The sequence below is a fragment of the Neorhizobium sp. CSC1952 genome (assembly GCF_030378245.1).
GTDB lineage: Bacteria > Pseudomonadota > Alphaproteobacteria > Rhizobiales > Rhizobiaceae > Neorhizobium > Neorhizobium oryzae_A.
Genome location: NZ_CP128416.1, coordinates 2,419,357 through 2,437,500 on the forward strand (window position 1 = coordinate 2,419,357; position 18,144 = coordinate 2,437,500).

Here is an 18,144-nt window from a genome sequence, read left to right on the forward strand (position 1 = left end):
GCAGTCTTATCTCAATTCGCTGAGGGCCACGGGAGCCACGTCGTTATATTCCTGGTTCTCGCCGGTCATGCCCCAGACGAAGGCATATTGCGCCGTGCCGGCGCCCATATGGATCGACCAGGCGGGCGAGAGCACCGCGTCGAGATTTTTCACGACGAGATGGCGCGTCTCTTCCGGCCGGCCCATCAGGTGGATGACCCTCTCCTCTTCGGGCAGGTCGAAATAGCAATAGGCTTCCATGCGGCGCTCGTGCAGGTGCGGCGGCATGGTGTTCCAGATGCTGCCCTCGGAAAGGTCGGTGATGCCGAGCAGAAGCAGGCAGGACGGCGTGACCTCCGGATGGATGTACATCCTAAGGTTCCGGAGATTGGCGCGCTTGGGATCGCCGAAGGTCAGCAGCTTGGATTCGGCCCGCTTGATGAGGCGGTGCGGGATGTCGGCGCCGGCCGGCACGGAGTTCATGTAGAAGCGGGCGGGATTATCGGCGTCGGCGCTGGCGGCCGAGATTTCGCGCGCGCCGCGGCCGATATAAAGCACGTCGCGGTTTTCCAGCGTGAAGCTCTTGCCGTCGACCACGATCGTGCCGGTGCCGCCGAGATTGGCGACGCCCATCTCGCGGGCCGAAAGCAGGAAGGGCGTGCCGATATCCTCTCCCGAGCCGAAGGCGAGCGTCTGCGAGATCGGAACCGCGCCGCCGAGGATCAGGCGGTCCACATGGGTATAGGTGAAACTGACCTTATCCTCCCGGAAGAGGTCTTCCATCAGGAACTCGGCGCGCAGGCGCGCGGTGTCATAGGTCTTGATGTCTTCGGGGCCTGCCCCGTAAAGCACTTTCATCGTCATGCCGCTTCTCCCGAATCGACGTGCCGCAGGGCTTCGGAAAGGCAGAGGATCGCAAGCGCCTGTCCATAGCCGGTCGGCTGGATCGGAATGTCCCGATAGAATTGCAGGTCGTGGCCCATGCGGGTGCCGTAGGAGACGTTCAGCACGGTGCCGGTTCCGTCGATATTGGCAAGCACGGCTTCAACGGCCTTGAGGCCGGCCACGCGCCATTCACGGGTGCCGAGGCCGAGGCGGTAGCCCTTGAGCAGGCCGTAGCCGATGCCGGCGGTGGCGGAAATCTCCTCGTAGGAAGAGGGGTCGTCGAGCAGGGTGCGCCAGGCGCCGGAGGCGGTCTGCAGCGGCAGGAGCGCGTTCACCTGCGCCACCAGCACGCCGAGGAGATAATCCTTCACCGGCCTGCCCATTTCGGCAAGATCGAAGAGGTCCAGCATGCCGGCGGTGATCCAGGCATTGCCGCGCGCCCAGCGGGCTTCGGCGAAATTGTGCCGGCCGTCGAACGTCCAGCCGTGGAACCAGAGGCCGGTCTTACGGTCCGCAAGATAACGGGTGTGGACGAGGAACTGCTTTGCCGCTTCATCGACCAGCTCGGCGCGGCCGCTCGCCTGACCGTAGGAGGCGAGGAAGAGGGCGACCATATAAAGCGTGTCGTCCCAGAGCTCGTCGTCGTTCACCTTGTCGGAGACGTGGTGTTCGAAGGCGCCTTCCTCGGTGCGGCCCATCTCGCTCATGACGCGGTCGGCCCAGGCATCGAGCACGGGCTGCCAGCGCGGGTCGCGGGTCTCGCGCCACAGGACGGAGAGACCCAGCATCGGCGCGGTGGTGTTGACATTGAGGGAGGGAAGGCCGGCCTCGATGCGGGCGGAATACCAGTTCTCGATGAGGGCCTTGAGATCGTCGCGGCCGGTGAAGAGCCAGAGGCGGATCAGGCCGTAGAGACCGACGCCCTGCGGCCATTCCCAGCTGTCGAAAGAGATGTAGTCGCCGGCGGTGCCGTCGAGATTGGGTTCGTGGAAGCGCCCATCGTGGCGAAGGCCGGTCATGCCGGCCACCAGGCGGTCGAGCTTCTCACGGAGATCCCGGGCTGAAAGGCCCATTATGCAATTCCTCCCGCGGCGCCCCGCAAGGGCGCGCAATCCTGTCGATCCCGTCTCTCCCGGACGGCGACTTCATGAAAACATCTGAAAATTGATTGCGCAATCTGAAAATTTTTTGCAGTCTGCTGGCTGATTTACGGGAGGACGGCATGGCAACCTCGATCGTTCCTGGCAAACGCGGCAAGAAGAGCCGGCGGGTGCGGCTGGAGGACATAGCGGAAAAGGTGGGGGTTTCGCTGAGCACCGTGTCGCGGGCGATCGCCGGCGAGAAAGGTGTCCGGGCCGATATCCGCCAGCGCATCCTGGAGGCGGCGAAGGACATCAACTACGCGGTGCCGACGCCGGTCGCCGGCAAGAAGGTGGTGCTCGCCGCCTCGAGCGCGGCGATGATCGACTACGTGCGCAACCAGTTCACGCTCTACGTGCTCGAAGGGTTGAGGGATAGGGCGCAGGCGCTGGGTCTCGACATCGTCACCCGCGCCGTGGCCGACGAGGCGGAGGAAAAGGTCGTGCTGGAAGAGGCACGGACCGATCCCGACGTGGCGGGGCTCCTGTTCCTCACCGTCGACGACGAGGGCATGCTGGCGGCGACCCGCGGCTTCGGCAAGCCGGTCGTGCTGATCAACGGCGACGATCCCACTATGCGGCTTTCGAGCGTGACGCCCTGCAACCGCTCGGCGGCGCATCTTGCGGCGGATTACCTGATCCGGCTCGGCCACAGCCGCATCCTTTTCCTGATGCGGCCCGGCCGGCGCACCATCGACCGACGCCGCGAGGGCTGGCAGGACGCGCTTCTCCAGCACGGGCTGCCCTGTCCGGCCGATCTGGTCGTGCCGGTGGACGACTGGCTGCCGGAGCTTGCCGCCCAGGCGATCGGCGAGCGCATCCGCACGAAAGGGCTCGATTTCACCGCCGTGCTCACCGCCGGCGACAGCCTCGCGGTCGGCGCGATGATGGGCGTGCAGCAGGCGGGCTATTCCGTGCCCGGCGACGTGTCCGTCATGGGCATGGACGACCTGCCGCAAGCCGCCTTCCTCAATCCGCCGCTGACGACGATGCACATCCCCATGCGCGAACTCGGTTCGGTGGCGCTCGATCTCCTGCGCGACGACATGTCCGGATTTTCCGTTCCGCCGCGACGGGTGGAGCTCGCCTGCCATATCGCCGAACGGCAGTCGACGGGGCCTGCGAAGCGGCGGCAGGCTTAACGCAAGCCAAACGGCTTATTCATGCGCCATTCAGAGGCCTGCTGGAACAATGCAGCCGCCTCGAACATTGATAGGTCGGCGGAAATCCGCCGGCAGATCGGAACGCCTGTTCGGACGCCAATCAAGGTTTCTCAGGAGGAAGCCCGTGAAGAAAATTCTCATGTCCGTTGCGGCTCTGTGCGCCATGTTCGTGGCGCCGTCGCTTGCGGAGGCGGCGGTGCGCGGCTTCGCCACGGCCAATGTCAACATGCGGTCCGGACCGAGCACCGGCTACCCCGCCGTCACCGTCATTCCGGTCGGGACGCCCGTCACCATCTACGGCTGCATGAGCAGCGTCAACTGGTGCGACGTGCAGTTTTTCGGCGGCCGCGGCTGGGTGTCCGGCACCTATGTCCAGGCCAGCTATCAATCCAACCGGGTCTATGTCGGGCCGCAATATTACCGTCCGCTCGGCATTCCCATGATCACCTTCGACGTCGATACCTATTGGGGCCGCTACTATCGCGACCGCGACTTCTACCGCGACCGCGACCGCTGGCGCCGCTACGACTGGGACCGGGTCGACCGCCGCCCGCCTCCGCCGCCGCCGCGCTGGGACCGCGACCCCCCGCGCTGGGACCGTGATCCTCCACGGTGGGATCGTGACCCGCCGCGCTGGGACCGGGATCGGGATCCGCCCCGCTGGGACCGCGACCGTGACCGCGACCGTGACCGGTGGGATCGGGACCGCGACCGGGGCAGGGACCGCGATCGTGACGATCGCCGCCCGCCGCCGCGCGTCGACCGCGACGACGACCGCAGGCCGCCGCCGCGCGTTGACAGGAACGACGACCGCCGCCCGCCGCCGAGAGTGGAGCGGAATGACGACCGTCGCCCGCCGCAAAGGGTGGAGCGGGGCGAGGATCGCCGTCCTCCGCAAAGGGTAAACCGGGATGGTGAGGTCTGCTGGACGCCGAGTTGCCAGAGGCCCGGAACCACCGGCGACAACTGACCAGACCCGACTACGGGGCCGCTCATCGGGCGGCCCTTTTCATGCGTGCCCCTAGCGAAGCATTTATGACGAGCGTACCGTTCGCCTATGCTCCGGCCATTGCGCCCTTTCACCCTTTTCGATAAGAGACCCCGCAACTCGACGATCCCGTCCTGAGGGAAGGGGATTTCGAGGCGTTGGAAAGGAGACGTCCGGGCGCTTCAGGCCTGGGCGAAAGAGTGGTTTTGGTCGTATGGCTCGCATCGTCATGAAGTTCGGCGGCACGTCCGTCGCCAATCTCGAACGTATCCACAACGTCGCGCGCCATGTGAAACGGGAGGTCGAGGCAGGCCACGAGGTGGCGGTCGTCGTCTCGGCAATGTCCGGCAAGACCAACGAACTGGTCGGCTGGGTCCAGGACGCGCCGAAGGTGACGGGCGCCAATTCGCCCTTCTACGATGCGCGCGAATACGACGCCGTCGTCGCTTCCGGCGAGCAGGTGACCTCCGGGCTTCTCGCGATCACGCTGCAATCCATGGGCATCAACGCCCGTTCCTGGCAGGGCTGGCAGATCCCGATCCGCACCGACAACGCCCATGGCGCGGCCCGCATCATGGAGATCGACGGTTCCGAGATCGTCAAGCGGATGGGCGAGGGACAGGTGGCGGTCGTCGCGGGTTTCCAGGGGCTCGGCCCGGACAACCGCATCGCCACCCTCGGCCGCGGCGGTTCCGACACCTCGGCCGTGGCGATCGCCGCCGCCGTCAAGGCCGACCGCTGCGACATCTACACGGACGTGGACGGCGTCTACACGACCGACCCGCGCATCGTGCCGGCCGCGCGCCGCATGAAGAAGGTCTCCTTCGAGGAAATGCTGGAAATGGCATCCCTCGGCTCGAAGGTCCTGCAGGTGCGCTCGGTCGAGCTTGCCATGGTCCACAAGGTCCGCACCTTCGTGCGCTCCAGTTTCGAGGATCCCGATGCGCCGGGCATGGGCGACCTTTTGAACCCGCCCGGCACTTTGATTTGCGACGAGGAAGAAATCGTGGAACAGGAAGTCGTCACCGGCATCGCCTATGCCAAGGATGAAGCGCAGATCTCGCTGCGGCGGCTCGCCGACCGGCCGGGCGTCTCGGCCGCGATCTTCGGGCCGCTCGCCGAAGCGCATATCAATGTCGACATGATCGTGCAGAACACGTCGGAAGACGGTTCGAAGACCGACATGACCTTCACGGTGCCTTCGGGCGACGTGCAGAAGGCGCTGAAGGTGCTCGACGACAACAAGGCCAAGATCGGCTTCGACGTCGCCCAGAGCGAATCAGGCCTCGCCAAGGTCTCCGTCATCGGCATCGGCATGCGCAGCCATGCGGGCGTCGCCGCGCACGCTTTCAAGGCACTTGCCGAAAAAGGCATCAACATCAAGGCGATCACCACGTCGGAAATCAAGATTTCCATCTTGATCGACGGCGCTTATTCCGAACTCGCAGTTCGGACTTTGCATTCCGCCTACGGTCTCGATAAGAGTTGATGGTGAGCCGGTTCGGCGCGCCGGCATTCGGGCGCGCCATCCCGGATAGGATGACCTGGGTTCGGGAGCACTGATGCCGATGAGAGACCTGTCGGCTGGTCCGCGCGTTCTTTTGAAACGGCTGCGCGAATTGATGGCGGAGCCGCTCGACCCACAGGAGCGTCTTGACCGGATCGTCCGCCAGATCGCCAGCAACATGGTGGCCGAGGTCTGCTCCGTCTACGTGCTCCGCTCCGACGGCGTTCTCGAACTCTACGCGACCGAAGGCCTCAAGAAGGAAGCCGTCCACCTTTCGCAACTGAAGATGGGCCAGGGCCTGGTCGGCACGATCGCCGCCTCCGCCCAGCCGCTCAACCTCTCCGACGCGCAGGCGCACCCGGCCTTCCGCTATCTGCCGGAGACCGGCGAAGAGATCTACCACTCCTTCCTCGGCGTGCCGATCCTGCGCGCCGGCCGCACGCTCGGCGTTCTCGTCGTGCAGAACCGGGCGAGCCGCAACTATCGCGAGGACGAGCTCGAAGCGCTCGAGACCACGGCGATGGTGATCGCCGAGATGATCGCCACCGGCGAGCTCAAGAAGATCACCCGGCCGGGGCTGGAACTCGACCTGACCCGCGCGGTGACGATCGAGGCGGACGGCTACAACGAAGGCATCGGCCTCGGCCATGTGGTGCTGCACGAGCCGCGCATCGTCGTCACCAATCTGCTCAACGAGGATTCGGAGAGGGAGATCCAGCGGCTCGCCGAAGCGCTGGGCAGCCTGCGCATCTCCATCGACGACATGCTGTCGCGCCGCGAAGTGGCGCAGGAGGGCGAACACCGGGAGGTTCTCGAAACCTACCGCATGTTCGCGCATGACCAGGGCTGGGTCCGCCGCATGGAAGAGGCGATCCACAACGGGCTGACGGCGGAAGCGGCGGTCGAGAAGGTGCAGAGCGACACCAAGGCGCGCATGATGCGCCTCACCGACCCCTATCTGCGCGAGCGGATGCACGATTTCGACGACCTCGCCAACCGCCTGCTCAGGCAGCTCACCGGTTTTTCCGGCCGGCTTTCGGAGGAGGGGTTCCCGGCCGACGCGATCATCCTGGCGCGCGCCATGGGGGCGGCGGAACTTCTGGATTATCCGCGCGAGCGCATGCGCGGCCTCGTGCTGGAAGACGGGGCGGTGACGAGCCATGTGGTGATCGTCGCGCGCGCCATGGGCATTCCGGTGGTGGGCCAGGCGGCCGGCGTCGTGGCGCTCGCCGAAAACGGCGATCCGGTGATCATCGACGGCGACGACGGGCAGATCCACCTGCGTCCGATGGCGGACCTGCAGAAGGCCTACGAGGAAAAGGTGCGGCTGCGCGCCCGCCGCCAGGAGCAGTTCCGGGCGCTGCGCTCGGTCGAGCCGCTCACCAGGGACGGCAAGCGCATCAGCCTGCAGATGAATGCCGGCCTGATGGTCGACCTGCCGCAGCTGACGGAATCCGGCGCCGACGGGATCGGCCTCTTCCGCACCGAGCTGCAGTTCATGATCGCCTCCACCATGCCGAAGCTGGAGGAGCAGGAAGCGTTCTACCGCAACGTGATGAAGCAGGCGGCAGGCCGAACCGTGACCTTCCGCACGCTCGATATCGGCGGCGACAAGGTCGTCTCCTATTTCCGTGCCCACGAGGAGGAAAACCCGGCGCTCGGCTGGCGGGCGATCCGCCTTTCGCTCGACCGGCCGGGGCTGTTGCGCACCCAGCTTCGCGCGCTTCTGAGGGCGTCCGCGGGGGGCGAGCTGAGGATGATGGTGCCGATGGTGACCGAGGTCTCGGAAATCCATGCGGTGCGCGACCTGATGCAGAAGGAAGTGCAGCATCTTTCGAAATTCGGCCACAGCCTGCCGCGCAAGCTGCAGTTCGGCGCGATGCTGGAAGTGCCGGCCCTGATGTGGCAGCTCGACGAGCTGATGCAGGAAGTGGATTTCGTCTCGGTCGGCTCCAACGACCTCTTCCAGTTCGCCATGGCGGCCGACCGCGGCAATGCGCGGGTCTCCGACCGGTTCGACAACCTGGGCAAACCCTTCCTGCGCATCCTGCGCGACATCGCACGCGCCGGCGAGCGCAACAAGACGCCGGTGACGCTTTGCGGCGAGATGGCCGGCAAGCCGCTCTCCGCCATGGCGCTGATCGGCATCGGCTTCCGTTCCGTCTCGATGGCGGCGACCTCGATCGGTCCGGTCAAGGCCATGCTGCTGGGGCTCGACGCCGACCTCCTGGCCGCCGAGCTCAACGCCGCGCTCGACGACACGACCTCGAACGAGCCGATCCGGGAACTGCTTGTGCGGTTCGCCCAGGCTCACAATATTCCGGTTTGACGATTGAATGGCGGCTATTGGTCGAGCTATGTGCTCTCACCGTCATCTTCGGTCCACGGATCAAGTCCGCGGATATCCCGAGGATCCATCCACGCCGATAGGTTGGCAGATCCTCGGGACAAGCCCGAGGATGACGAACGGCATAGTTGGAGTTTTATAGTTGGCGAAGCTTCCTGTTGAAAAGATGCGCGAGCTGGAGCGCCGTTTCGGCGAGATCGAGGCGCGCATGTCGGAAGGTCCGGCCGCCGACGTCTACGTGAAGCTGGCATCGGAATATGCCGAGCTGCAGCCCGTGGTGCGGAAGATCCGCGAATACGAGAAGACGGTCGCGGAAGCGGCGGACCTTCGCGCGATGCTCGCCGACAAGGCGACCGACCGCGAGATGCGCGAGCTTGCCGAGATGGAGCTGCCGGAGGCGGAAGAGCGGATCGAGACGCTCGAAAAGGAGATGCAGATCCTGCTGTTGCCGAAGGATGCCGCCGACGAGAGAAGCGCCATCCTGGAAATCCGCGCCGGCACCGGCGGCAACGAGGCGGCGCTCTTCGCCGGCGATCTCTTCCGCATGTACGAGCGTTATGCGAGCGCGCATGGCTGGAAGGTCGAGGTGCTTTCGGCGAGCGAAGGCGAAGCGGGCGGCTACCGGGAAATCATTGCGACGGTCACCGGGCGCGGTGTCTTCTCCAAGCTGAAGTTCGAATCCGGCGTTCACCGCGTCCAGCGTGTGCCGGATACCGAAACGCAGGGACGCATCCACACCTCCGCGGCGACCGTCGCGGTCCTGCCCGAGGCGGAGGAGATCGACATCGAAATCCGTCCCGAGGACATCCGCATCGACACGATGCGTTCGTCCGGCGCGGGCGGCCAGCATGTCAACACCACCGACTCGGCGGTGCGCATCACCCATATTCCGAGCGGCATCGTCGTCACCAGCTCGGAAAAATCGCAGCACCAGAACCGGGCCAAGGCGATGCAGGTGCTGCGCTCGCGGCTTTACGACATGGAGCGGCAGAGGGCGGACAGCGAACGTTCCGCCGACCGCAAGAGCCAGGTCGGTTCCGGCGACCGTTCCGAGCGCATCCGCACCTACAACTTTCCGCAGGGGCGCGTGACCGACCACCGCATCAACCTGACGCTCTACAAGCTCGACCGGATGATGGAGGGCGAGATCGACGAAGTGGTCGATGCGCTGATCGCCGACTACCAGGCCGGCCAGCTCGCGCAGCTCGGCGAGCAACAGGGATGACGACCGGGACGACGACCTTGGCCGAGGCCTTGGCGCAGGCGAGGGGCCGGCTCGCGGAAGCCGGTCTGCCGGACGCGGCGATCGAGGCGCGGCTGCTGATCGGCGGGCTTCTCGGCCTCTCCGGCACCGAGGTCTTCACGGGCGGCGACCGGGTTCTGAGGGGCGACGAACAGGCCCGAATCACGAATGCCGTCGAACGGCGCTTGAAACGGGAGCCGGTCCACCGCATATTAGGGTCACGGGAATTCCACGGGATGGACCTCCTCCTCTCCAAGGAGACGCTGGAGCCCCGCCCGGACACGGAAATCCTGGTGGACAGCCTGCTTCCCCACGTGAGGCGGATTGTCGCAGCCAAGGGTGCTGCACGGCTTCTCGATCTCGGCACGGGTACCGGCGCGATCATTCTCGCGCTGCTGAAGGAAAGCCCGGAGGCCACGGGGATCGGCAGCGATATTTCGGAAGATGCCTTGCGAACGGCAGCGGGAAACGCGGCACGGACAGGATTGGCGGAGAGATTTGAAGCGATCCGAAGCGACTGGTTCGAAAATATTTCCGGACGTTTCGACATAATCGTGTCAAATCCGCCCTATATACGGAGTGACGTTATCCCCTCACTGGAACCGGAAGTTCGGGATTTCGATCCGCCGGCAGCGCTGGACGGAGGGCCCGACGGGCTTTCTCCCTATCGCGCGATTGCAGCGGGTGCAGGAGATTTCCTCGAAAAGGACGGCGTTATCGGCGTCGAAATCGGGTTCGACCAGAAGGAAGCCGTAACCGCCATTTTCCGCTCGGCCGGCTTTGAGCCGGTGCAGGCGGCGCGCGATTACGGCGGCAATGATCGAGTTCTCGTATTTACCGTAAAAGAGCCCTGATTTGCACAGCAGAAGAAAAGGCTTGGATTTCCGGAGGAAGCGGGATAGCTTGCAAAGCACGCACTGGGGCGGCTGGGAATGAACAGCGATTCGTTCGGGTTACAGGTCAACCCTTGATCCTGCTCTTTTCGAAGAGTTGCGAAGGTTGAACAAATCCCGGTGCGTGAATCAGTTAATTTGACTTTCACAAGCGGCAGGACGCTTTGGTCGGCCTGTACGTGGCACGCGAAGTCTTGTTCCGGCATGGACCGGCAGGCCGCGTGGCCCCTTATCAGCGAAGACAGAGAATTGGTGAACGATAGATGAGGCCAGGACAGCAGAACAAACGCGGTCGAGGGCGCGGCAATAACAACAATAACGGCGGCGGCGGCAACAACAACTTCAACCGCAAGGGTGGAAATCCTCTCAGCCGGACTTACGACAGCTCCGGTCCAGACGTGAAAATCCGCGGTACCGCCCAGCATATCGCCGAGAAATACGCGGCGTTGGCCCGGGATGCGCAAAGCTCCGGCGACCGCGTGATGGCGGAGAACTATCTGCAGCACGCCGAGCATTACAACCGCATCATCGCCGCCGCCCAGGCGCAGATGCAGGATCGCTTCCAGCACCAGGATCGCGGCGACTATCAGGACCGCGACGGCGCCGCTCTCGACCAGGACGAGATCGAGAGCGCCGAGGCCGAGGATCTCGGCTTCGCGCAGCAGCCCGTCGTCGACGAGGCTCAGCCGCAGCAGCCGCGCCGCGAGCAGAACGGACAGGCCCAGGATCAGCAGCCGCGCGAGAACCGCCGCGACCGCGAACAGCGCCGCGACCGACGCCAGGACCGGCAGGAACGCCGCGAGCGCGAGCAGCCGGTCGCCGCCGAACAGCCGCAGCCGGCGGCCCCCGCCATCGATGACGGTTCCGGCCCGCAGCCGGTGATCGAAGGCACTCCGGCCGAGGTGGTCGTCGAGCAGGCGGAACAGGCCGAAGCGGCCGCACCGGCCGAGCGCGCCCCGCGCCGCCGTGCCGCCAGCCGTCCGCGCCGCCAGCCGCGCAAGGGCGCCGAGGGCGATGCCGCCGGCGACGACGCCCAGCCGGCGCTGGCAGAAGCCGCCGGCGAGTGAAGCCGATCGGCGAATGAGACAGAAAAGGCCGCTCTTCGGAGCGGCCTTTTTTGTTTTATCGGTGAAGGCGCAGCCAGTTCCGGCGTCATTCCCGGCCTTGTGCCGAAGATGTGCAAAATCATCAGCGGCTTGGATGCTCGGGACAAGCCCGAGCATGACGGAAGAGACGTTGTCGCCTTTGTCGGCAGTCTCAGGCCGTTCTTGCGAGCGGTCTTTGTTTAGCGGGATCGGGTGCTTTCGGGCGCGGGTCAGTTCCGTGCCGTCCGCCGCCCGCGGGAGGCGCGGGCAAGGTCTTCGAGCACCGAGACGGAGGTTTCCCAGTCGATGCAGCCGTCGGTGATGCTCTGGCCATAGACGAGCGGCTTGCCGGGGACGAGATCCTGGCGGCCGGCGACGAGATTGCTTTCGAGCATCATGCCCTTGATGGCGGTGTTGCCCGCGGCGATCTGCGCTGCGACGGACCGGACGACCAGCGGCTGGTTCATCGGGTCCTTGCCGCTGTTGGCATGGCTGGCATCGATGAGGATGCGCGGTTCCAGGCCGCGTTTCGCCGCATCCCGGCATACCGCCTCGACATCCGCCGCCTCGTAGTTCGGCTTCCGGCCGCCGCGAAGAATGACGTGGCAGTCCTCGTTGCCGGTGGTCGACGCGATCGCCGCCCGCCCGTCTTTCGTCACCGCCGGGAAATGATGCGGCTGCGAGGCGGCCAATATGGCATCGAGCGCGATGGCGGTGCCGCCGTCGGTGCCGTTCTTGAAGCCGATCGGGCAGGAGAGGCCGGAGGCGAGCTGGCGATGCACCTGGCTTTCCGTCGTGCGTGCGCCGATCGCCCCCCAGCTCACCAGGTCGGCGATATATTGCGGCGTGATCGTGTCGAGGAATTCGCAGCCGGCGGGAAGGCCCATCGCGTTGATATCGAGCAGAAGACGTCTGGCGATCCGCAGTCCCTCCTCGATGCGGTAGCTGCCGTCGAGATGCGGGTCGTTCATCAGGCCCTTCCATCCGACGGTGGTGCGGGGCTTTTCGAAATAGACGCGCATGACGATTTCGAGATCGTCGCCGAGGCGGCGGCGCTGTTCTTCCAGCCTTCCCGCATAATCCCTGGCGGCGACCGGATCGTGAATGGAGCAGGGGCCGACGATCACCAGCAGGCGGTCGTCCTGGCCGTGAAGGATGCGATGGACGATCTCGCGCGTCCGGGTGACGGTGCCGGTGACGGCGTCGTCGCGCGGGATCTCGCGAATGATGTCGGCCGGGGCGGTGAGAGGGTTGATCTCGACGATACGCAGATCGTCGACGGTGCTGATCGGGGTGTTGACGGGGGTGGCATTCGGCACGGGCATGGCTCCTGTTTGGTCATACCGTGCGGAACAAAAAAGCCGCCAGGTAGACTAGCGGCTGTTCGGGTGATGTCGTCGCGTCGAAAATCAGCTACGCACGGACCCGCATCCGCTGAGGGCAGCGGTACGCATAAAATCGCGAAGCGTAAAAGGACGTGAACGACATGCTGCGTATGTAGTCGTCCGGTTTGCGAATGTCACGCGGAAATTTACAGGGCGCGCGCCGGCGTTTTTTGCTTTTCTGAACTCTTTAAACACCGGATTCCCCTTACCATATCTCAAGCCGAAGCCGGCGTGACCGGCCGGGCTCGCCTTTTGAGGGAGCTCAATCTCAATCATCGGCCTGCGCCTCGTAAGGGCAGGGCGATCACTGGAGGTGTTGTGAATGAACATCGAGAAATATTCCGAGCGCGTCCGCGGTTTCCTGCAGTCGGCGCAGACGCAGGCTCTGGCCTCGGGGCATCAGCAGTTCACGCCGGAACACGTGCTGAAGGTGCTGCTCGACGACGACCAGGGCATGGCGTCCTCGCTGATCGAGCGCGCCGGCGGCAATGCCAAGGAAGCCCGCATCGCCAATGATGCCGCACTTGCCAAGCTGCCGAAGGTTTCCGGCGGCAACGGCGAAATCTATCTCTCCCAGCCGCTCGCAAAAGTTTTCGCGACCGCCGAAGACGCCGCCAAGAAGGCCGGCGACAGCTTCGTCACGGTAGAACGCCTGCTTCTGGCGCTTGCGATCGAAAGCTCGGCTTCGACGTCCGCGACGCTGAAGAAGGCCGGCGTGACCGCGCAGGGCCTCAACCAGGTCATCAACGACATCCGCAAGGGCCGCACGGCCGACAGCGCGAACGCCGAACAGGGTTTCGAGGCGCTGAAGAAATACGCGCGGGACCTGACGGCGGAAGCCCGCGAGGGCAAGCTCGATCCGGTGATCGGCCGCGACGACGAAATCCGCCGCACCATCCAGGTCCTTTCCCGCCGCACCAAGAACAACCCGGTGCTGATCGGCGAGCCCGGCGTCGGCAAGACGGCGATCGCCGAAGGCCTGGCGCTCAGGATCGTCAACGGCGACGTGCCGGAAAGCCTGAAGGACAAGAAGCTGATGGCGCTCGACATGGGTGCCTTGATCGCCGGCGCGAAATATCGCGGCGAGTTCGAGGAACGCCTGAAGAGCGTCTTGAACGAGGTCCAGTCGGAAAACGGCGAGATCATCCTGTTCATCGACGAGATGCATACGCTGGTCGGCGCCGGCAAGTCCGAAGGCGCGATGGATGCCTCCAACCTCCTGAAGCCGGCGCTTGCCCGCGGCGAGCTCCACTGCGTGGGTGCGACCACGCTCGACGAATACCGCAAGCATGTGGAAAAGGATCCGGCGCTCGCCCGCCGCTTCCAGCCCGTCATGGTGGACGAGCCGACGGTCGAGGATACGATCTCGATCCTGCGCGGCCTCAAGGAAAAATACGAGCAGCATCACAAGGTCCGCATCTCGGATTCGGCCCTGGTCGCGGCTGCGACGCTTTCCAACCGTTACATTACCGACAGGTTCCTGCCGGACAAGGCGATCGACCTGATGGACGAGGCCGCCTCGCGCCTTCGCATGCAGGTGGATTCCAAGCCGGAGGAGCTCGACGAGCTCGACCGGCGCATCATCCAGCTCAAGATCGAGCGGGAGGCCCTGAAGAAGGAAACCGACAGCGCCTCGGCCGACCGGCTGGCGCGGCTCGAAAGCGAGCTCGCCTCGCTGGAAGAGCAGGCGGCCGCGCTGACGGCCCGCTGGCAGGCGGAGAAGCAGAAGCTCGGCCTTGCCGCCGACCTGAAGAGGCAGCTCGACGAGGCCCGCAACGAGCTGGCGATTGCCCAGCGCCAGGGTGAATACCAGCGTGCCGGCGAACTGGCCTACGGCGTCATTCCGAAGCTCGAGAAGGAGCTGGTCGAAGCGGAGGCCCAGGACGGCAGTGCCGCATCCATGGTGCAGGAGGTCGTCACCCCCGACAACATCGCCCATGTGGTCTCCCGCTGGACGGGCATTCCCGTGGACAAGATGCTGGAAGGCGAGCGCGAGAAGCTGCTCAGGATGGAAGACGAGCTGGCGAAGTCGGTCGTCGGCCAGGGCGATGCCGTGCAGGCGGTCTCGCGCGCGGTGCGCCGTTCGCGTGCCGGCCTGCAGGACCCGAACCGGCCGATCGGCTCGTTCATCTTCCTCGGCCCGACGGGCGTCGGCAAGACGGAACTGACGAAGTCGCTCGCCCGCTTCCTGTTCGACGACGAGACCGCGATGGTGCGCATCGACATGTCGGAATACATGGAGAAGCATTCGGTCGCGCGGCTGATCGGCGCGCCTCCCGGCTATGTCGGCTATGAGGAAGGCGGCGCGCTGACGGAAGCCGTCCGCCGCAAGCCCTATCAGGTCGTGCTGTTCGACGAGATCGAGAAGGCGCATCCCGATGTCTTCAACGTCCTCCTGCAGGTGCTCGACGACGGGCGGCTGACGGACGGGCAAGGCCGCACGGTCGACTTCAAGAACACGATCATCATCATGACCTCGAACCTCGGCGCGGAATATCTCACCAATCTGCGTGACGGCGAGGACGTGGACCAGGTCCGCGACCAGGTGATGGATGTGGTGAAGGCGTCGTTCCGCCCGGAATTCCTGAACCGCGTCGACGAGATCATCCTGTTCCATCGCCTGCGCCGCAGCGAGATGGGGGCGATCGTCGACATCCAGATGAAGCGGCTGCTGAACCTGCTCGCCGAACGCAAGATCGCGATCGATCTCGGCGAGGACGCCCGCGAATGGCTGGCCGAGAAGGGCTACGATCCCGTTTACGGCGCGCGTCCGCTGAAGCGGGTGATCCAGAAATACGTGCAGGACCCGCTCGCCGAGCAGATCCTGGGCGGCCAGATCCCCGACGGCTCGACGGTCGCGGTCAGTTCCGGCTCCGACCGGCTGCTCTTCCGCGTCAAGCGGGAGGTCAGCGAGGCCGCCTGAAACGGGCGTCCATTTGAACAGGCAAAAAGCCGCGTCGGTGACGACGCGGCTTTTTCATTTCCGGATCGCCTTCATGGCCGAGAAAGACGGCGCTTGCCGGAATTCCGTCATTATTGTACGTACAATATATGCAACTGATCTGGGATGAGCCGAAACGGGAGACGAACATTGCCAAGCACGGCTTGGACTTTGCCGATCTCACGCTCGAGTTTTTCCTGTCCGCGCGTGTCGAAGTCAGCAGGCAGGGCCGCTTCCTCGCTGTCGGGGACCTCAACGGAACAGTCGTTATCGCAGTTGTTTTTCGCCCGCTCGGATCGGAAGCGATCTCGGTGATCTCGATGCGGCGGGCGAGCCCAAAGGAAAGGAGCCGACCCCATGGCTAAGCAATGGCCTAGTTTCGTGACCAGGGATCTTGGGGATTCGGAAGAGGATTCCGCCGAGATGCTCCGCCGCTGGAAGGTTTACGACCAAGAGATGAAGGCGCTGATTGCAGCCGGCGGTGTCCATCAGGATGCCGATGGCTGGTGGGTCGACGACAAGACCGGCGAACTGATCGGCCCCGATCCCGACCTGGAACGCCCTCTGGAAGAAGAGGAATTGGCCAATATGAGGCCGTTCCGGGAGGTCTTTCCCGATCTCGCGGCCAGTATGGACCGGGAGGTCGCCAAACGCGGGCGGCCGCCGCTCGAGAAGGTCAAAACATCGGTCACCATTCGCCTCGACCCCGACATTGTCGCTCATTACAAAGCCACCGGCAAAGGCTGGCAATCGCGGATGAACGACGACCTGAGAAAGGCCACCGGGCTCTGACCCGGGCAGCTCGTCGGCTTACCGGCTGGCGACTTCGTCGGGCTGGTTGTTGAGCAGCGCGTCGATGCGCTTGCGTTCCTCTTCGAAGCGGGCGAGCGCCTTGCCTTCCAGCGAACTGCCGCCCGGCAGGCGCACTCTCATCGGATCGACCTTGGTGCCGTTGACGATCAGCTCGTAATGCAGATGCGCGCCGGTCGACTGGCCGGTCGAGCCCACATAGCCGATGACCTGGCCCTGGGTGATCTTGGCGCCTTCCCGAACCCCCGGGGCGATCGCGCTCTGGTGGTTGTAGGAGGAGACGTAGCCGTTGGCATGGCGGATGAGCGTCTGGTTGCCGTAGCCGCCGGAATCCCAGCCGGCCTTCTCCACCACGCCGTTGCCGGTGGCGATGATCGGCGTGCCGCGCGGCGCGGCCCAGTCGGTGCCCGTGTGCATGACCGACCTGCCGAGGATGGGGTGGGCGCGCATGCCGAAGCCGGAGGTCATGCGGCCGTTCGGGAGCGGGTTGCGCAGCAGGAACTGCCGGATGCTCTTTCCATCCTCGTCGAAATAATCGATCGATCCGTCGTCGGAATTCTGGAAACGGTAGAAGCGGGTGGTGGTGTCGCCGAACTGGGCGTTCACGTAAAGCAGTTCGGAATCCTTGCTCGCCTGACCCTTCTCGTCGGTCACGGAGAAGAAGGCTTCAACCCTGTCCGTCGGTTTCAGCTGGGCCTGCAGGTCGACATTGCTGGCGAGCAGTTTCACCAGAAGGGACGTCATCTCCTTGCTCATGCCGTAGGAAAGGGCGGCGCGATAGATGCCGTCGTAGACGCGCGGCAGCTCGCGGCCGGTCATGACCTGCGGCGGCTGCTCGCTGAAGGCGGAGGCGACGGCATCCAGCATCGGCGGGGCGTCGCCGTCGATGAAGCGGCCGTGGTCGTCGACGGCGATGGTAACCTGATGCTTACCGCGTCGGTAGACGCTGGCGCGCACGACCAGCACCATGTCGCCTTCCTGGATCACGCCGATGCGCAGTACGTCGCCTGCGAGGAGATCGGCGCCGCCGAGCCGGGATTGCAGATAGCCGGAAATCTCCTGGGCCTTGCCCTCGGGATAGCCGACCTCCGTCATCGCCTGCGTGACGGTCTCCGGCTTGCGGACGGGGATGATATCGTCGGCATATTCGCGCGTATGCGACGTGATCGGTTCGGGCGCCGACACCGAGATGTTCTCCTCGACCACACGCGCCGAAAGTCCCGCGGTGATGTCGAGGTCGTCGTCCTTCGACGAAAAACGCTGCGGATCGACGTAGTAGAGCGCCGAGAGCTGGGTGTTGCCGCTTGCGAGCACCGAACCGTTCGAACGGACGTTCTCCTCCACCTCTTCCAGCGTCATGGCGGGCGCATAGGCATAGGCGCTGCCCTTGAGCGGGAAGGCGGCCGTCTGGAGGCTGACCTCGGATTCCACGTTGGAGCCGTAGATGGCGCCGGCGCGCGCGGCCGGCGGGGGCGGCGTCTCGCTGGACGAGAAGATCGTCAGCGGGTCGAAGGAGGGGTAGTCCTCCTGCGCCACGTGGTTTGCGGCAAGGTTCATCTTCACATGCGCGAATGGCCTGCGCCGGACGACTTCCTTATTGCCTTCATGAAGGACCGTGGAGACCTCCATGATCTTCCGGTCGGTCGGCATGGCGACGATATTGCCGCCGAGCAGGCGTTTTCCGCGCGAGGCGATATCGACGTCGTCATGGGGAACAGAGGCGGAGGCCTCGGCGGGGATGGCAAGCTGCTGGCGGCCGTCCAGAGCGGCAAACAGCGC

Annotated in this window: 13 protein-coding genes and 1 pseudogene (1 of these 14 only partly in view); 10 read left to right on the plus strand and 4 right to left on the minus strand. The window is 64.9% G+C overall.

All coding sequences use genetic code 11. The features are described 5' to 3' along the window. Positions 1 to 6 precede the first annotated feature (6 nt). Both kduI and QTA58_RS11885 read right to left on the minus strand, forming a co-directional pair. Positions 7 to 843, minus strand: coding sequence for a 5-dehydro-4-deoxy-D-glucuronate isomerase (kduI, locus tag QTA58_RS11880; protein WP_085419555.1), 837 nt, complete (start codon positions 841 to 843; stop codon positions 7 to 9). Continuing rightward, positions 840 to 1,937 (minus strand): glycoside hydrolase family 88 protein, encoded by a 1,098-nt coding sequence (locus tag QTA58_RS11885; protein ID WP_085419554.1) that lies wholly within the window; start codon positions 1,935 to 1,937, stop codon positions 840 to 842. The genes kduI and QTA58_RS11885 overlap by 4 nt, the downstream gene beginning before the upstream one ends. A 149-nt stretch (positions 1,938 to 2,086) precedes the next feature. On the opposite strand from QTA58_RS11885, the gene QTA58_RS11890 reads away from it, so the two are divergent. The 7 genes from QTA58_RS11890 to QTA58_RS11920 all read left to right on the plus strand — a co-directional run bounded on the left by QTA58_RS11890 (position 2,087) and on the right by QTA58_RS11920 (position 11,211). Beyond that, positions 2,087 to 3,145: a LacI family DNA-binding transcriptional regulator gene (locus tag QTA58_RS11890; RefSeq protein WP_085419553.1), complete on the plus strand. Its 1,059-nt coding sequence runs from the start codon at positions 2,087 to 2,089 to the stop codon at positions 3,143 to 3,145. A gap of 160 nt (positions 3,146 to 3,305) precedes the next feature. Further along, positions 3,306 to 4,136 (plus strand): SH3 domain-containing protein, encoded by an 831-nt coding sequence (locus tag QTA58_RS11895; RefSeq protein ID WP_143531460.1) that lies wholly within the window; start codon positions 3,306 to 3,308, stop codon positions 4,134 to 4,136. A 232-nt stretch (positions 4,137 to 4,368) separates the two neighbouring features. Beyond that, positions 4,369 to 5,643 carry an aspartate kinase gene (locus tag QTA58_RS11900; protein ID WP_085419551.1) on the plus strand — a complete coding sequence of 425 codons (1,275 nt, stop codon included), beginning with the start codon at positions 4,369 to 4,371 and terminating at the stop codon, positions 5,641 to 5,643. Positions 5,644 to 5,722: 79 nt separating this feature from the next. Continuing rightward, positions 5,723 to 7,990 (plus strand): phosphoenolpyruvate--protein phosphotransferase, encoded by a 2,268-nt coding sequence (ptsP, locus tag QTA58_RS11905; protein WP_289673146.1) that lies wholly within the window; start codon positions 5,723 to 5,725, stop codon positions 7,988 to 7,990. Between the two features lie 160 nt (positions 7,991 to 8,150). Next, positions 8,151 to 9,233, plus strand: coding sequence for a peptide chain release factor 1 (prfA, locus tag QTA58_RS11910; protein WP_085419550.1), 1,083 nt, complete (start codon positions 8,151 to 8,153; stop codon positions 9,231 to 9,233). Then, positions 9,230 to 10,105 carry a peptide chain release factor N(5)-glutamine methyltransferase gene (prmC, locus tag QTA58_RS11915; protein WP_289672979.1) on the plus strand — a complete coding sequence of 292 codons (876 nt, stop codon included), beginning with the start codon at positions 9,230 to 9,232 and terminating at the stop codon, positions 10,103 to 10,105. Before prfA ends, prmC begins: the two co-directional genes overlap by 4 nt. A 302-nt stretch (positions 10,106 to 10,407) precedes the next feature. Next, complete coding sequence (locus QTA58_RS11920; RefSeq protein ID WP_289672980.1) at positions 10,408 to 11,211, plus strand: DUF4167 domain-containing protein; 804 nt, start codon at positions 10,408 to 10,410, stop codon at positions 11,209 to 11,211. 248 nt (positions 11,212 to 11,459) lie between these two features. Here the strand turns inward: QTA58_RS11920 and QTA58_RS11925 are convergent, their stop codons facing one another. After that, positions 11,460 to 12,548 (minus strand): 3-deoxy-7-phosphoheptulonate synthase, encoded by a 1,089-nt coding sequence (locus tag QTA58_RS11925; protein ID WP_289672981.1) that lies wholly within the window; start codon positions 12,546 to 12,548, stop codon positions 11,460 to 11,462. Positions 12,549 to 12,936: 388 nt separating this feature from the next. Between QTA58_RS11925 and clpB the strand changes: the two genes are divergently transcribed. The 3 genes and pseudogenes from clpB to QTA58_RS11940 form a co-directional block, all read left to right on the plus strand. Continuing rightward, positions 12,937 to 15,537: an ATP-dependent chaperone ClpB gene (clpB, locus tag QTA58_RS11930; RefSeq protein ID WP_085419546.1), complete on the plus strand. Its 2,601-nt coding sequence runs from the start codon at positions 12,937 to 12,939 to the stop codon at positions 15,535 to 15,537. Between the two features lie 128 nt (positions 15,538 to 15,665). Further along, complete coding sequence (locus tag QTA58_RS11935) at positions 15,666 to 15,920, plus strand: BrnT family toxin (protein WP_289672984.1); 255 nt, start codon at positions 15,666 to 15,668, stop codon at positions 15,918 to 15,920. Positions 15,921 to 16,125: 205 nt separating this feature from the next. Beyond that, positions 16,126 to 16,347 (plus strand): annotated as a pseudogene (locus tag QTA58_RS11940) (BrnA antitoxin family protein); the annotation flags it as partial. An 18-nt stretch (positions 16,348 to 16,365) separates the two neighbouring features. Here the strand turns inward: QTA58_RS11940 and QTA58_RS11945 are convergent. Beyond that, positions 16,366 to 18,144, minus strand: the 3' portion of a protein-coding gene (locus tag QTA58_RS11945; protein WP_085419545.1) for a M23 family metallopeptidase. It continues 153 nt past the right edge of the window; 1,779 of the gene's 1,932 nt are visible here — the last part of the coding sequence; its start codon lies beyond the right edge, outside the window; its stop codon occupies positions 16,366 to 16,368.

Coding starts and splice junctions, on each gene's coding strand:
- QTA58_RS11895 (WP_143531460.1), top strand. CDS start 3,306: ATGTCCGTTGCGGCTCTGTGCGCCATGTTCGTGGCGCCGTCGCTTGCG.
- QTA58_RS11900 (WP_085419551.1), top strand. CDS start 4,369: ATGGCTCGCATCGTCATGAAGTTCGGCGGCACGTCCGTCGCCAATCTC.
- QTA58_RS11890 (WP_085419553.1), top strand. CDS start 2,087: ATGGCAACCTCGATCGTTCCTGGCAAACGCGGCAAGAAGAGCCGGCGG.
- kduI (WP_085419555.1), bottom strand. CDS start 843: ATGACGATGAAAGTGCTTTACGGGGCAGGCCCCGAAGACATCAAGACC.
- QTA58_RS11885 (WP_085419554.1), bottom strand. CDS start 1,937: ATGGGCCTTTCAGCCCGGGATCTCCGTGAGAAGCTCGACCGCCTGGTG.
- QTA58_RS11935 (WP_289672984.1), top strand. CDS start 15,666: ATGCAACTGATCTGGGATGAGCCGAAACGGGAGACGAACATTGCCAAG.
- ptsP (WP_289673146.1), top strand. CDS start 5,723: ATGAGAGACCTGTCGGCTGGTCCGCGCGTTCTTTTGAAACGGCTGCGC.
- clpB (WP_085419546.1), top strand. CDS start 12,937: ATGAACATCGAGAAATATTCCGAGCGCGTCCGCGGTTTCCTGCAGTCG.
- QTA58_RS11920 (WP_289672980.1), top strand. CDS start 10,408: ATGAGGCCAGGACAGCAGAACAAACGCGGTCGAGGGCGCGGCAATAAC.
- prmC (WP_289672979.1), top strand. CDS start 9,230: ATGACGACCGGGACGACGACCTTGGCCGAGGCCTTGGCGCAGGCGAGG.